Here is a 16,150-nt window from a genome sequence, read left to right as displayed (position 1 = left end):
TGGCTCAATAAACAGCAGATAATTTAATTAATTTATTTTTTTAGCTAATAGCAAACAGCTAATAGCAAATGGCATTTTTTAAATAATATTCAACATTTTCTCAGTGGCTTTAATTGCAGATACTGTTTGATCTGAATCTAACCCACGAGTAATAAATTCTTTTTCTTCTAATTTCCAAGTGATAATTGTTTCACACAAAGCATCAGAATTACTTCCCGGAGGAATTCTTACCGCATAATCAATTAAAGCTGGTAAATCCCTTTTACTATGTTTTTTATACAATTTACGCAAAGCATTCATAAAGGCATCAAACTGCCCGTCTCCTTGTGCATGTGCTTCATATTGTACGCCTTCTACTCTTAATTGTAAAGTGGTAGATGGTTTCATTCCTTTTGCATGTCCTAAAACATAATTTTCTACAACAACGCGCTTTTCTATAGCATTACTGTCTAAAACATCAGAAATAATATAAGGTAAATCTTCTTGAGAAACGACTTCTTTTTTGTCGCCTAATTCAATAATTCTTTGGGTAACTTTCCTTAGCTCTTCATCATTTAAACTCAGACCTAAATCTTGTAAGTTCTTCTGAATATTTGCCTTTCCAGATGTTTTTCCTAATGCATATTTTCGTTTTCTACCAAAACGTTCTGGCATTAAATCATTAAAATACAGGTTGTTTTTATTGTCTCCATCTGCATGAATTCCGGCAGTTTGCGTAAAAACATTTGCACCTACAACAGGTTTGTTTACAGGAATACGAAAACCAGAAAAAGTTTCTACAAGCTTACTAACTTTATTTAATGCTTTTTCATTAACAGTGATTTTTACATCCTTTAAAAAATCATTAATTACAGCAATAACACTTGCCATTGGTGCATTTCCTGCACGTTCTCCCATCCCATTTATGGTTAAATGCAAACCATTGGCACCTGCTTTTATAGCTTCCATAACATTGGCAACTCCTAAATCATAATCATTATGACCATGAAAATCGAAATGAGTTGTTGGGTATTTTTCTCTAACTTCAGCAATGAATTTAAAAGTTTCATCGTGTGTTAAAACTCCTAAAGTATCTGGTAATAAAACACGTTCTATATTTTGAACTGTTAAGAAATCTAAATATTCAAAAACGTATTCTTTAGAAGTACGCATTCCGTTAGACCAATCTTCTAAATAGACATTGGTTTTAATGTTATGCGTAGCAGCCGCCTCAATATTTGCTTTAATATCTGCAAAATGTTGTGCTGGCGTTTTTTTAAGTTGATGTGTTAAGTGGTTTAAAGATCCTTTGGTTAATAAATTCTGAACTTTAGCTCCAGCATCTACCATCCAATCGATAGATTTTCCTCCATCAACAAAAGTTAATACTTCTATTTTATCTAAACAATTTTGTTCAGAAGCCCAAGAAGTTATTTTTTTAACAGCTTCTAATTCCCCTTCAGAAACTCTTGCAGATGCTATTTCTAAACGATCTACTTTTAATTCTTCTAAAAGTAATTTTGCGATTGTTAATTTTTCGGAAACTGAAAACGACACTCCTGATGTTTGTTCTCCATCACGTAGTGTCGTATCCATTATTTCAATCTTTCTTTTAGCCATATTCAACCTAAAAAGTATTCTTAAAATGGTCTTGTTTCAGCAAAAGCAGAAATTTCGTTTTCGATGTTTTTTAAGTAATCAATATCATCAAAACCGTTTAACATATTGTCTTTTTTGTAGGTATTAATTACAAAAGATTCAGATTCACCAGTTGCAACTAAAGTTACTGTTTGGTTAGGTAAATCTACTTTAATTTCTGTTTTAGGATCTGCCATAATTGCAGCAAATAATGTATCTGCAAATGCTGCAGAAACTTGCACAGGTAAAACCCCTACATTTAAACAGTTGTTTTTAAAGATATCTGCAAATGCAGATGAAATTACACAACGTAAACCAAAATCGTACACAGACCAAGCTGCATGCTCTCTAGAAGAACCAGAACCAAAGTTTCTACCTCCTACTAATATTTTAGAACCTGCATAAATTTCTTTGTTTAAAGGAAAATCTGCTTTAGGTGTTCCGTCTTGTTCAAATCTCCAATCACGGAAAAAATTGACATCAAAATCTACACGCTCAGTTGCTTTTAAGAAACGAGCAGGAATTATTTGATCTGTATCTACATTTTCTGTAGGTAAAGGATATGCTGTACTTGTTAGTACGTCAAATTTATCGTAAGCCATATTTTTCTTTATTAAGCGTTAGCGTTTAAAATTGTTCTTGGATCCGTTACAACTCCATTTACTGCAGATGCTGCAGCAACTAAAGGAGAAGCTAATAAAGTTCTAGATCCTGGTCCTTGTCTTCCTTCGAAGTTTCTGTTTGATGTTGAAACAGATAATTTTCCTGAAGGAACTTTATCATCATTCATTGCCAAACAAGCCGAACAACCTGGTTCTCTTAAAACAAAACCTGCGTCTGTAATAATTTTATCTAAACCTTCTGCTTTAATTTGATCTACTACTTTATGTGATCCTGGTACTAACCAAGCCGTAACATTAGGTGCTTTTTGTCTTCCTTTTACAATAGAACAGAATCCTCTAAAGTCTTCTATACGCCCGTTTGTACAAGAACCTAAAAATACAAAGTCAATTTCTTTACCAATCATAGAATCACCTTCGTTAAAAGACATATATCCTAATGATTTTTTATAAGTTTCTACACCACCTTCTAAACTTTCTGCAGTAGGAATTGATTTAGTAACGCCCATACCCATTCCTGGGTTTGTACCATACGTAATCATTGGCTCAATATCAGCTGCATCATAATTAAGCTCAACATCAAATTCTGCTCCTTCTTCTGTATATAAAGTTTCCCAATATTTCATAGCCTTGTCCCAATCTGCTCCCTTAGGAGTTTGAGCACGCCCTTTTAAATACTCGTATGTTTTAGCATCCGGAGCAATCATACCTCCACGTGCTCCCATCTCAATAGATAAGTTACACACAGTCATACGACCTTCCATAGACATATCTTCAAAAACATCTCCTGCATATTCAACAAAATAACCTGTTGCACCAGAAGTAGTTTGTTTTGCAATAATGTATAAAGCAACATCTTTTGCAGTAACTCCTAAACCTAATTTACCGTTTACGTTAATACGCATCGCTTTAGGTTTTGGCTGCATAATACATTGTGTAGACAATACCATTTCTACTTCCGAAGTACCAATACCAAAGGCAATAGCACCAAAAGCACCATGTGTAGATGTATGAGAGTCTCCACAAACAATAGTTGCTCCAGGTAACGTAATTCCGTTTTCAGGACCTACAACGTGTACAATTCCGTTATTAAGATCTCCTAATCCCCAGTGAGAAATACCATGCTTTTTTGCATTTCTTTCTAAAGCATCTAACTGATTTGCAGATAAAGGATCTTCTACAGGTAAATGTTGATTTATGGTTGGGGTGTTGTGATCTGCCGTTGCGAATGTACGCTCAGGATATACAACACTGTTTCCTCTACTTTCTAATCCTAAGAAAGCTACAGGACTAGTAACTTCGTGAATAAAATGACGATCTATAAAAAACACATCTGGTCCGTCTTTAACTTGACGAACAACGTGTGAATCCCATACTTTGTCAAATAATGTATTTGCCATTTGTTTGTTCTTTAATTATTTAAATGATAATCAGCTACCAAAAATAAGAATATATTCTGCTTTAAGCTCTTGTAAATATTTTCAAACATTATACCCAACTGTTAAACCTTTCCTCACATCACTGATAAACAGTCAATTAACCTATTTAAAAATACGATGTCTATTTATTTTATAGGGTATTCATTTTTTATAAAAGCTCTTTAATTTTAATTCTATAAAAGTGCTAAAATGTTTATTAAAATCTTAAAATAAACCTCTACTCATGACTCTTTCAGCATAACAAACTACGCGTAAAATAAGACCTATTGTCATTTCGAGAGAACAACGTATGAATGACGAGAAATCTTCTCTTTTACTATTTTCTTTATTCCATTGATGAAAAAATAAACAAAAAAATCTAGGCTTATTTTATTCTTCTATAATGCTACTTTTTATTCCATTATCATGTTCAGACCGTAAAACCTCCTAATCATTTTAAATATCACTATTTTTATTACTTTCAATTAAACCATTAAGAAAAGTACGTGTCAAAGAAACAAAAGGTATACAATGAAAAGACACTTCGCTTTCCTGCTATTTTTTATAGGAATACAACTATTCGCTCAAGAAAACAACGACCATTTAACGGCAACAATTATTGGCTCTGGATCGCCAAAATTTAATACAGAACGCTCTGGTCCTTCAGTATTAATCAGCTACAAAAACACACAGATTTTGGTAGATATGGGAAATGGAACCCAAGCCAATCTAAACAAGATAAATACAAAAATTAAGGACTTAGATGGCTTACTTTTCACACATCATCATTTAGACCATAATGAGGAATTTACCCCTATTTTTATACAATCGCTTCTTGGACGAAATAAAACCATTATTGCAGGTCCAAAACAAACCACTTTAATTATTGATAATATCTTAGAAAGTTATGAAGAAGACATTGCGTATCGATTATCAAAATCTGGAAGAACTCTAAGTGATGCCACTGCGAATTACACCGCTAAAAACTTAACAGGAAACAACACTTTTACTATTGGAGACATTAAAATTTCTTACACACCAGTAAAACATGCCATTGCTACACTCGCCTATCGTTTTGATGTTGGCAACGAATCCATTGTAATTTCTGGAGATTTAACCTATTCTAAAACCTTACCAATTTTGGCTAAAAATGCCGATTATTTAATAATGGATTCTGGTGGAGCCATTGCCTTAGGTTCAAAAATAAAAACGGGTAAAAGTAACAACAACAGAAACCGTAAAACCAATAATACAAAAGAACACGCACACGTTAACTTGTCTGAAAGCTCACAAATGGCAAAAGAAGCGAACGTAAAAAATTTAGTCTTGACCCATTTTAACTTTACAGATGTAGATGAAGAAGCTACAACGGCAGCCATACGTGAAAACTATTCGGGCAACGTGCTCTACGGAAAAGACTTGATGGTTTTACCTTACACAGAAAACAGTACTGTAAACCAGCCTTCTAATTTAAAAGTAAGCTACCCAATTGTAGACACCGGTATAAAGGATTCTTATTCTGACAGTGCCGAAATTACTACACCTACAAAAGGAGTTTCTTTCTACGGACAAGATGCCAACTATAACGGCAATCAGCCTTCATATATTAATAACGGAGATGGTACGATAACAGATACTGTTACAGGATTAGTTTGGGAACAAGATATGGGAACTAAAATGACGCTTAACGAAGCTGTTTTAAAAGCGAAGAACTCTAAATTGGGTGGTTATAATGATTGGAGAGTTCCTACTCTTAAAGAGTTGTATTCGTTGATATTATTTACAGGAAAAGTAAAAGGAGCTACTGCTATAGAACTATTTATAGACACCAATTATTTTAAACAGCCTTTAGGAAACACTCAAAATAACGAGCGAGAAATTGATGCACAAACTTGGTCATCTACTGAATATGTTGGACGCACCATGAAAAATAATGAAACTATATTTGGTGTTAATTTTGTTGATGGTAGAATAAAAGGCTATCCGAAAGACCAACCTAGAACGGGTACTGATAACAAAATGTATTTTCGTTTGGTACGTGGAAATACCGATTATGGAAAAAATAATTTTATAGACAATAAAGATGGTACTGTAAGTGATTATGCTACGGGTTTAATGTGGCAAAAAGCCGATGATGGTATTGATAGAAATTGGGAAGATGCTTTAAGTTATGCGGAAAATTTAAACCTCACTAATTATGCTGATTGGCGTTTGCCCAATGCTAAAGAATTACAAAGTATTGTAGATTATAATCGTTCACCACAAACTACCAATTCTGCGGCTATTAACCCTCTTTTTGAAACTACCGAAATTAAAGACCCAAATGGTAAAAAACAATATCCTTATTTTTGGACAAGCACCACACATTTAGATGGTAAAAACCCCAATGCAGGAGCTGTGTATATTGCTTTTGGAGAATCTCAAGGAAAAATGAGAAATGAAATAATGGATGTACACGGTGCAGGTGCACAAAGAAGTGATCCTAAGAGCGGTTTTAAAGAAAATTACCCTGAATATTTTGGTCCTCAAGGTGATGTAAGATACGTTTATAATTACGTAAGAGCCGTTAGAGATATAACACCTACCACTAAAATAAATACCAAAATTACAACGCCACAAACAAAAAAAACTACCACACAAAATAGACAAAAACCTACTCAAAGAAACAATAACAGCAACAATACACCTCCATCTTTTTCTGAACTGTTAACAAAAATGGATTCGAATAAAGATCATAAACTAAGTAAGTCTGAAGTTAAAGGGAAATTGAAAGAAAATTTTGATCAAAGGGACAAAAACGGAGATGGTTATCTTACTGAAGATGAAATGAGCAAAAGAGGAAATAGATAAAACGATTCGCTCAAAAAAAGGACTATTTAACACTACGTTTTCTATGTATTGTCAAACAATTTTAGCCCTGATTGTAGCAGTTGTTTGAGCTCTTTTTTAGTTTGGAATCGAGTGAATTTTGAAGAATGAAAAATTTGTATCGAGAACAAACTAAAAAAAGCGAGTGCGGAAAGCAGGAAATAGCTTCAAATAAAAACACTTTATATACTGTCAATCTAGAGTAGATTTAGATTGACAATATGTTTACTCAAATTTGTCCATAACAGCATCACTTACCCCCATGTTAGAAAATCCACCATCATGAAATAAATTTTGCAACGTTACTTTCTTTGTTAAATCTGAAAATAGCGAAATGGTATAATCTGCACAATCGGCTGCAGAAGCATTTCCTAACGGACTCATTTTTTCTGAAAAATTGATAAATCCATCGAAACCTTTTACCCCATTTCCGGCAGTTGTTGGTGTTGGAGATTGAGAAATGGTGTTTACTCGAACTTTAAAATCACGACCGAAATAGTAGCCAAAACTACGTGCAATAGACTCTAAATAAGCTTTATTATCTGCCATATCATTATAATCTGGAAAGACTCTTTGCGCTGCCATATAGGTTAATGCAACGATAGAACCCCATTCTTTCATGGCTTTTTTATGATACAAAACATTTAAAACTTTGTGAAACGAAACCGCAGAAACATCCCACCCTTTTTGAGTGAAATCGTAATTTGGATCTGTGTACGCTTTCTTTTTTCTAACATTTACAGACATACCAATAGAGTGCAAAACAAAGTCTATTTTACCGCCTAGAATCTCCATAGATTTTTCTATCAAATTTTCTAAATCTTCAATTGAAGTTGCATCTGCAGGAATAATTTGAGAATTTGTGTTCTTTGCTAAAACATCTAATTCACCCATTCTAATAGAAGCAGGTGCGTTCGTTAACACAAATTCTGCTCCTTCTTCATGTGCTCTTTGTGCTGTTTTCCAAGCGATAGAATTTTCGTTTAAAGCACCAAAAATGATTCCTTTTTTTCCTTTTAGTAAATTGTACATGCTATTATATTTTTGTTTTATGAAATTTCTGAATGGTTAAAAAACTCATTCTAAAATGACACTCTAACTTTTAAGTTTTAAATAAACTAATTCAATAATTCTTTTGCGTGGGTAAGAGCAGAGTCGGAAATATCTTTACCACTTAGCATTTCTGCAATTTCTTTAACTCTTTCATCAGTAGATAAAAGTTTTAAATTAGTTGTGGTTACTCCTTTTACCTCCTGTTTATACACTTTGTAATGATTTGCTCCTTTTGCAGCAATTTGCGGTAAATGCGTAATGGCAATTACTTGCATATTAGCACTCATTTTTTGCATAATTGCGGCTATTTTATTTGAAACTTCACCAGAAACTCCAGTATCAATTTCATCAAAAATTATGGTTGGTAATTGTGTGTTTTCTGATAAAATTGTTTTTACAGACAACATAATTCTAGACAATTCTCCACCAGAAGCTACTTTTTTCAATTCACCAAAACTACCTCCTTTGTTTGCTGAAAAAAGAAATTCTAATTCATCTTTTCCGTTTGCAAAATAATTTTTAGTTTGCTTTATTTTAATTGAAAAACGAGCGTTTTCCATACCTAAATCGGTTAATAAAGCTTGTAATTCTTTATTTAATTTAGGAATTGACTTTGTTCTTGCATTAGAAATTAAATCGGCTACTTTATCTAATTTTAACGAAATTTCATCGATCTCCTTTTGCTTCTCAATAATTACTTCGTCTGCAGATTCTACTTGCGCCACTTTTTCTGAAAGTTCTTCGAAAACTTTAAGTAACTCCACATTATTACTTACTGTATGTTTCTTCTGTAAATTATATAGTAATTGTAATCTGTCATTAATTTCTTCGGCTTCATTCGGATTAAAATCTACATTTTCATTCGCATCTTCTAACTCAGAAACAATGTCATCGATTTCAATCTTTACAGAAGTAACTCTTTCTGATAATACTTGATATTCTTTAGAGAATGTTGCAATTTTAGACAACCGATTCTCTAAAGTATTTAGCAAATTCTGAATTCCAATTTCTTCATTCACCGTAATTTCTAAAGCTTCCGATAAATTACCTTTAATATCTTCAATATTATTCAGCTTTTCTAAACGTTCCTCTAAATCATCTTGTTCTTCTGCCTTAATTTTAGCTTCTTCTAATTCTTTAAAAAGATGTAGGTTATATTCGTATTGCTGATTCGCTTCTTTCTGTTGTTCTTTTAATTTAGAAAATTCTCTTTTTAATTTACTTAACTGAGAAAAACCGCGTTTGTAAGAGGCTATTTTTGCTGTATTCTGAGCTAAGGCGTCTAAAATTGAAAACTGAAAAAGGTTATCTGACAATTCTATAGTTTGATGCTGAGAATGCACATCGATTAATTTTGTTCTTAACTTATTCAAAACAGACAACGTCACTGGCGTATCATTTACAAAAGCTCTCGACTTACCAGATGGTAAAATCTCTCTTCTAATAATAGTTTCTGCTTCGTAATCTAAGTCTACATCGTTAAAAAAATCTTCTAAATTGTAATTCGCAATAGCAACCTTAGCTTCTACAACACATTTTGTGCTTGTATCTTTTAATGATGATAAATCTGCGCGGTTACCTAAAACTAAACCTAATGCACCTAAAAGTATGGATTTACCTGCTCCTGTTTCACCTGTAATAATAGATAAGCCTGAAGAAAAATCAATAGATAAGTGATTGATTAATGCGTAGTTATTAATGGAAAGTTGTGTTAACAAATGCTCGAAATTTTAGAAGCTAAAATTAAGGAAAATTGTATCAAGAATAAACAATAATTATAAGGAATGTTTTACTTAATATTTTTCCACTTAGCATTGTTATTCGGAGATATTTTTTTCACTATTTCAACAAGTCTATTTTTATTTCTAGAAGTAGCATCATCTGTATACATATTTACAATTTCATCTGATTTTGCATCAAAAAATACACGAATTAAATAATTACCAACTGTTTTATTATAGATACTTTCTAAAGAGATTACCGCCTCTTCCATATTTTGTTTGGCAATACCTTTGTTTAAAGAAAACTCATCTAATCCTCTTCTATGATACGTATAAGTAGCTGTTCTGTATGCAGAAAGTTTTGGAGATAAAAAACTATCAATCAATAAAAACCTATTTTGTTTTCCTACTACATTTTGCCAAGAAGCAATTCCACTTTGCTGCGCTTGTAACATTACATTCTCTGCAACTCTAAAAGACGATTCTCCACCATTTCTTTTAAAAGTATCTGAATCTGCTCCTAAAACAATGTTTGCATAAAAAACAATGGTAGAAATTAAATTACTATCATAAGAGTTTTTATTGTAAACTAATGGGTCGAACTCATTGTATTTAAAATTGAAATCGTTGTCCTTTAAATTTAATACAGGTGAAGCGTAGGTAGATCCAAAAACGGGTCTTGTAGACTGAACTTGTATCGTTGCATTAAAATTATTTTCATCTCTAGAAGTAATTATTATTGTAAAAGCACAATCTATTCTCTCTTCTGGTTTTACCTCGTTATTTGTCCATTTAGTTTGATTTACAAACTCTGACAAAGATTTTTCTAGTGTTTTAAAAACCTGCGTATTTGAACCTTGAACCTGGTTGTAGTTTACAGTAACCAAGCAATTTAATTCTTGTGCTTTTAACACAGAAACTGAAAATATTAACAGAAAAAAAAATATAAGTTTACGCATTTATTTTGTTTTTTACTGTCTGGTCGAGCGCAGTCGGGACCTAAACCAAAACCTCTCGACTGCGCTCGAGGAGACAAAAAATATTAAGAAATATTTTTTACAATTTCATTCATAATATCTTTAGCTACTTCTACTTTAGATTTTAATTCGAATGATTTTTCAGTCAAATCTTTATCAATAATAGTAATTTTATTTGTGTCTGTAGCAAAACCGGCACCTTTATCTTGCAAAGAATTTAAAACGATAGCATCTAAATTCTTACGTTTTAGTTTCCCTTTTGCATTTTCTAGCTCATTATTGGTTTCTAATGCAAAACCAACTAAATATTGATTTTCTTTAATTTCACCTAAAGAAGCTAAAATATCTTTTGTTGGTTCTAACTCAATCTCTAACGCAGAAGTTGTCTTTTTTATTTTTTGAGTTGCTACATTTTTTGGCCTATAATCTGCAACTGCAGCAGAAAGAATAGCAACATCTACTTCTTTAAAATATTTGTGAGCTGCGTTGTACATTTCATCAGCAGAAATAACATTTACTCTATGTACTAGAGAATGTTGTATTTTTTGATGACTTGGACCAGAAACTAAAAAAACCTCAGCACCTAAATTAGCTGCCGCCTCTGCAATTGCAAACCCCATTTTACCAGAAGAGTGATTGCCTATAAAACGAACAGGATCTATAGCTTCATACGTTGGACCTGCAGTAAGTAATACTTTTTTACCTTTTAAAGGTAATTTAGATAAAATATCTTTTTCTATAAATGATACAATATCTTCAGGCTCAGCCATTCTTCCTTCACCAACTAAACCACTTGCCAACTCACCAGAGGTTGCAGGGATAATTGTATTTCCAAAAGATTTTAATTTTTGTAAATTTTCTTTGGTTGATGGATGGATGTACATATCTAAATCCATTGCAGGTGCAAAGTAGATTGGACATTTTGCAGATAAATAGACAGCCAATAATAAATTATCGCAAGTGCCATTTGTCATTTTAGACATGGTATTTGCTGTTGCCGGAGCAACTAACATATAATCTGCCCAAAGACCTAAATCTACATGATTATTCCAAAGCTCATTTTCTTCATCCTCCTTATTATAAAAAGTAGAATAAACAGGGTTCTTAGAAAGTGTGGAAAGTGTAAGAGGTGTTATAAAATCTTTAGACGCAGGAGTCATAATAACTTTGACCTCTGCGCCTAATTTTATAAATAAACGGACTAAACCAGCCGTTTTGTATGCAGCAATTCCAGCAGTAATTCCTAATAAAATTTTTTTACCACTTAAAACAGACATTATTCTGCTTCTGGAGTTCTAAAATAAACTTTACCGTTTAACCACTCTTCCATAGCCATAGCTGTTGGTTTTGGTAATCTTTCGTAAAATTTAGAAACTTCTATTTGCTCTTTATTTTCAAAAACTTCTTCTAAACTATCGTTATAAGTAGCAAACTCTTCTAATTTATCAACCAATTCTTTCTTTAAATCACCGTTGATTTGATTTGCTCTTTTGGCAATAATAGAAATAGCTTCATAAATATTTTCTGTAGGAGCTTCTACTTCATTCTTATTATAAGTAATAGTACTTAAAGGTGCCTTTGTATCTTTATAATCCATAATTAATTATTATTTCTTTTTTGAATTTTGAACTTCAACCTGTTTTGCAATCAATGCATCAATTCTTACTTGTTCTTTTTGTAAGGTCGCTAACATTATATTTGAATCTTCCATAAACTGAGATTCTGGGTAATTTCTTTTTAACTTATCGTATGCATCTATTGCATCTTTTATACGTTCTAGTTTTCTCCTGTCATAACTTTTTAAAACAAAGTCATGTGCAGCTTTTAACCTGTAATATAATGCCTCTTCTTTAAACTCAGAACCTAAATAATCTGCTAATAAATTATCAAAAGCTTGTATTGCCGCTTTATAATTTCTTAAATCGTATTCAGCTGTTCTATAGTACGTTTTAGCAATTTCGAAATATTTTTTCTGAAGCTTATACCTTAATTCTTTATAATGTTGGTTCGCTTCTTCTATTTTATCTGAATCTGGATACGTATTTATAAAACTTTGAAAAGCATCCAAAGCTTTATTTGTATCCGTTGGGTCTAAACTAAAACTAGGAGAAGCCAATTTATAGCTATAAGCTGATAAAAAAGCTGCTTCCTCAAGCTTAGAACTTTTCGGATAATTCTTTGCAAAACGATCAAAATAATAACCAGACATACTATAATTCTTCTCGTTAAAATTAGATTGTGCTACCATAAATTGGATACGCTCCATTTGTGGTTTCCCTCTATAAGTTGGTGTTATTTTCTCAAACAAACGCAAAGCTTTACTAAACTTATTGCTTTCGTACAATTTTACAGCCATTTTATACTGCTCTTCCGTAGTACCTTTGTTTAAAACTTTTTGATATTCCCCACATGAAAATAATACAAGTGAGAACATCAATAAACACGCTAAATTTTTAATTTTTTGCATCGTGCAAAATTAGTGATTAAATATGGATAATAAAAGAATTTATTTTTTCTGAAATAATTCTTCCCTTTTAGCTCCCAAAACAACTTTAGGATAACTGTTTCAATGAAATTTCTAAATACACAGTATTAAGAATAACATATGAAACTAAAACGCTTTTTTTGACAATAAATTATGTCATATAATAACGACACAAAAGACGCAAAAAAAGCGATTAGTTGTTACTAAAAGTTTGTTAATATTATTGTTGCACAGGTGGTACTGCAGTAATTAATTGTTTAATATCATTATCAAACAGGTAAAAACCACCTTTATCATCACCAATTAACTTTATTTTATCTAAGATATTTCTAGCCAATGCTTCTTCTTCTATTTGTTCAGAAACATACCATTGTAAGAAATTATGAGTAGCATAATCTTTTTCTTGTAGGCAAATATCTACTAAATCATTTATACATGCAGAAACATGAACTTCATGATTAAATAATTCTTGAAACATTTCTTTAAATTCACCAAATTCCACCGGAGGTGCATCTAATGCTGATACTATTGCATGCCCACCACGTTCATTTATAAATTTCACCAACTTTAACATGTGCATTCTTTCTTCGTCTGAATGTGCGTACATAAACTGTGCAACGCCTTCAAAACCTAAAACTTCTGCCCAAGAAGCCATTGACAAATATATTTGAGAAGACTGTGCTTCTACTCTAATTTGTTCGTTTAATGCTTTTTCAATAACTGGTGATAACATATTTTCTATTTAAAGTTCGCTACAAATTTAGCAATTTTAGATTGAAGTTCTGCACTTGCTTGCACTAAAGGCAAACGAACATCGTTTTTACAAAGACCTAACTCCTGTAAAACTGTTTTTATACCTGCAGGATTATTCTCTTCAAAAATATAATCTACAACATCCATCATTTTATAATGAATAGCATATCCTTCTTTATTATTACCTTGTAAACCATGATTTATCATTGTAGAAAATTCTTTAGGAAAGGCTTGTCCAATTACAGAAATCACACCAGAACCACCCGCCAAGGCAACTCCTAAAGCCATATCATCATCTCCAGAAATGATTAAAAAATCTGCTGGTTTATCTTTTAACAACGTATAATACTGTTGTTGGTTATTTCCTGCTTCTTTAATACCCACTATATTTTCAAATTCATTAGCCAAACGTATTGTAGTTGCAGGCTCCATATTTTTTGCAGTTCTACCAGGAACATTATACAAAATAATTGGTAATTCTGTAGCTTGAGCAATCGCTTTAAAGTGCTGATAAAAACCCTCTTGTGTTGGCTTACTATAATAAGGCGCAACAGATAGTATACCGTCTAAACCTGTAAAATCTCTTGTTTGTAATTCTTCTATAACTAAAGCGGTATTATTACCTCCAACCCCTAAAACTAAAGGCAAACGCTTATTGTTTGTCTTAATAATAACGTTAATTATTTCTTGCTTTTCTTCTTTAGTAATAGTTGCACTTTCTGCTGTTGTACCATTAATTACTAAATAATCTGTTCCGTTCTCGATGTTAAAATTTACCAATTTTACAAGTGCATCAAAATCTACACTTAAATCTTCTTTAAAAGGTGTTATCAACGCAACTCCAGTTCCAATAAATCTCTGCATTATTATGTATTTTATAAGGCGTAAAATTACGATTTAATGCTGAACTTCATCACTAAAAAAACAATTCTTACCAAGAATAAACAACTTTATTATTAAAGTTTAATTTTTTAGTTTTTTAAGAATTTGAAGGTATTTCTTTAGTTCTGATGAAAATGCTTCTACATGTGCTGTATCTTCGGAAACTTCTAATTCGTACAATTTAGAATTTACTCCAGAAAAACCAGCTTTAAAGGTAGCATTAGATTGTAAAACAGCTGTTTCTAAATACAAATTAGCCTCACTAAAATAACCTATTAACAAATCGAATGGTTCTTCTAAAAAACTTTTAAAACTAGGTTCAATATACACCCCTTTCCAATTAATATCTTTTTGTGTAAAGTATTTAAAGGATGTGTCTTTTGTAGCATCACTTTTCTTAAAACTATATATTTTAACATTTTTAAGACCTAGAACAGTTTCTATTTTTGCTTGCAAATCGACCTCTAAAGAAATACTTGCCGTAGTTAAAATACCCACAGATTTAATTTCCTTTTGAGAAACAATTCTACTTTCAGACACTTGTTTGATGTTTTTATCAAACTTTTTTTTGATTCTGGTTTCTTTTAACTTTAAAAAATTCATTACTTAAAATACGTTAACTTGATAAAAACAGAAATTATTAATCAGTAATTTCTAATAAAATAAATTGATTTAATTGTTTTCCATAGACTTGAAAATTATCATCAGCAACTATAAGTAAAGAATGGTTTCCATTGGCTAATTTTGGCCCCAATGTAATACCTTCTATGTTATCTATAATTCCTTCTGTTAATTGACTTTTAACCTCTTCAAAATTTAATAATAAACGCTTTTTAAGCGGAATAAAACCAGACTCTTTTAAAGCATCTATATTTAAAACATTAGTAGTTTCTTTATCGATAACTGCCTCAAAAATTCTGACAATATTCCCATAAGAACCATAACCGCTTTGATACGTCCTTTCAATAATAAAAAAGTTATTTTCTTTATACTCTAAGATCGATGTTAATCCGTTTAAATTAATATTTCCTTTGGATGGTTTTGTAATATGTTCTAATTGATACGCAAACTGCTTTGTTGCTTTTTTAGATGTTTTATCAAAATACGTGATTCTAATTGGTGATGATGCTTTTGTAAAAGAAGGATCTTCCCCATCCGTTTTTAAAGGACCTTCCATTGCTACCCAAAAACCTTTTCCATCAATACTTTTAGAAGAACCTTCAAAAACAGCATTGTGTTTTATATTTTTAATATCACTTAAGTTTTTAGGAAGCTCATAAGCTTCTATAAAATTTCCGTTTAAACCTGTTTTAAAAACAGTAGGACTTTTACCTTTATTAATAGATCCTTCACCAACAAAATAAACCTCTTCGGTTTCTGCTTCTACAAAAATGGATTCTAAATCTAAAGCGTTTTCTTTATAATAAGAAGTTGTCGTATCATTTAATAAAACAACCTTTTTAAAATCTACAGCCTTAATTTTATTTTGTTCGATGTTTATTGCTGCTTTTAAAAAACGAGGGTTTTTCGCATCATCCACCACAAAATAATAAGCATCGTTTGCATAATCTATACCAGACAATCCTCCAATAATTGAGTTTTGAAATGCTATGGAATCTGCTAAAACAAATTCATCAAGAAAATTTAATTCTATTGCTTTTTCTTGTTTACAAGAACAAAAAACAAGACAACCTAAAATACCTAAAACAATACTTTTCATAATTTTTATTTTGAAAAAAAGATCTTTCAAATTAAA

Annotated in this window: 14 protein-coding genes; 1 reads left to right on the top strand and 13 read right to left on the bottom strand. The window is 31.6% G+C overall.

The genetic code is table 11. The features are described 5' to 3' along the window. Window positions 1-78: 78 nt before the first annotated feature. From H0I29_RS12435 to leuC, 3 genes are read right to left on the bottom strand one after another with little or no spacing between them, the layout of a single operon-like run. Complete coding sequence (locus H0I29_RS12435) at window positions 79-1,599, bottom strand: alpha-isopropylmalate synthase regulatory domain-containing protein (protein ID WP_218752594.1); 1,521 nt, start codon at window positions 1,597-1,599, stop codon at window positions 79-81. Between the two features lie 20 nt (window positions 1,600-1,619). Further along, window positions 1,620-2,219 (bottom strand): 3-isopropylmalate dehydratase small subunit, encoded by a 600-nt coding sequence (gene leuD, locus H0I29_RS12430; protein WP_218752592.1) that lies wholly within the window; start codon window positions 2,217-2,219, stop codon window positions 1,620-1,622. Between the two features lie 11 nt (window positions 2,220-2,230). Beyond that, entirely contained in the window at window positions 2,231-3,637 is a 1,407-nt protein-coding gene (leuC, locus tag H0I29_RS12425) for a 3-isopropylmalate dehydratase large subunit (protein ID WP_218752591.1), read from the bottom strand. 549 nt (window positions 3,638-4,186) lie between these two features. Between leuC and H0I29_RS12420 the strand changes: the two genes are divergently transcribed. Continuing rightward, window positions 4,187-6,505, top strand: a complete 2,319-nt coding sequence (locus H0I29_RS12420; RefSeq protein ID WP_218752590.1) for a DUF1566 domain-containing protein — start codon at window positions 4,187-4,189, stop codon at window positions 6,503-6,505. A 243-nt stretch (window positions 6,506-6,748) separates the two neighbouring features. On the opposite strand, the gene H0I29_RS12415 is transcribed toward H0I29_RS12420, so the two are convergent. The 10 genes from H0I29_RS12415 to H0I29_RS12370 all read right to left on the bottom strand — a co-directional run bounded on the left by H0I29_RS12415 (window position 6,749) and on the right by H0I29_RS12370 (window position 16,114). Then, entirely contained in the window at window positions 6,749-7,555 is an 807-nt protein-coding gene (locus tag H0I29_RS12415; RefSeq protein ID WP_218732989.1) for an enoyl-ACP reductase, read from the bottom strand. A gap of 86 nt (window positions 7,556-7,641) precedes the next feature. Continuing rightward, window positions 7,642-9,294: a DNA repair protein RecN gene (recN, locus tag H0I29_RS12410; protein ID WP_218752589.1), complete on the bottom strand. Its 1,653-nt coding sequence runs from the start codon at window positions 9,292-9,294 to the stop codon at window positions 7,642-7,644. 71 nt (window positions 9,295-9,365) lie between these two features. Beyond that, window positions 9,366-10,256: a DUF4835 family protein gene (locus H0I29_RS12405; RefSeq protein WP_218732987.1), complete on the bottom strand. Its 891-nt coding sequence runs from the start codon at window positions 10,254-10,256 to the stop codon at window positions 9,366-9,368. An 83-nt stretch (window positions 10,257-10,339) separates the two neighbouring features. Beyond that, window positions 10,340-11,551 carry a bifunctional phosphopantothenoylcysteine decarboxylase/phosphopantothenate--cysteine ligase CoaBC gene (gene coaBC / locus H0I29_RS12400; RefSeq protein WP_218752588.1) on the bottom strand — a complete coding sequence of 404 codons (1,212 nt, stop codon included), beginning with the start codon at window positions 11,549-11,551 and terminating at the stop codon, window positions 10,340-10,342. Beyond that, entirely contained in the window at window positions 11,551-11,871 is a 321-nt protein-coding gene (locus tag H0I29_RS12395; protein ID WP_218732985.1) for a DNA-directed RNA polymerase subunit omega, read from the bottom strand. Before H0I29_RS12395 ends, coaBC begins: the two co-directional genes overlap by 1 nt. A 9-nt stretch (window positions 11,872-11,880) precedes the next feature. Beyond that, window positions 11,881-12,741, bottom strand: coding sequence for an outer membrane protein assembly factor BamD (locus tag H0I29_RS12390; protein WP_218732984.1), 861 nt, complete (start codon window positions 12,739-12,741; stop codon window positions 11,881-11,883). 238 nt (window positions 12,742-12,979) lie between these two features. After that, a complete protein-coding gene (locus tag H0I29_RS12385) occupies window positions 12,980-13,492 on the bottom strand; it encodes a ferritin (RefSeq protein ID WP_165730085.1) in 513 nt (170 codons plus the stop codon). 5 nt (window positions 13,493-13,497) lie between these two features. Continuing rightward, window positions 13,498-14,376, bottom strand: a complete 879-nt coding sequence (gene dapA, locus H0I29_RS12380) for a 4-hydroxy-tetrahydrodipicolinate synthase (protein ID WP_218752587.1) — start codon at window positions 14,374-14,376, stop codon at window positions 13,498-13,500. A gap of 99 nt (window positions 14,377-14,475) precedes the next feature. After that, window positions 14,476-14,997 (bottom strand): hypothetical protein, encoded by a 522-nt coding sequence (locus H0I29_RS12375; RefSeq protein WP_218732982.1) that lies wholly within the window; start codon window positions 14,995-14,997, stop codon window positions 14,476-14,478. 37 nt (window positions 14,998-15,034) lie between these two features. Beyond that, the gene (locus H0I29_RS12370; RefSeq protein WP_218752586.1) at window positions 15,035-16,114 is read right to left on the bottom strand and encodes an esterase-like activity of phytase family protein; all 1,080 of its coding nucleotides are present in this window, start codon (window positions 16,112-16,114) and stop codon (window positions 15,035-15,037) included. Window positions 16,115-16,150 lie beyond the last annotated feature (36 nt).

This window comes from Polaribacter sp. R2A056_3_33, from assembly GCF_019278485.1.
In the GTDB taxonomy this organism is placed as follows: domain Bacteria; phylum Bacteroidota; class Bacteroidia; order Flavobacteriales; family Flavobacteriaceae; genus Polaribacter.
This window is presented reverse-complemented; position numbering and strand designations above follow the sequence as displayed.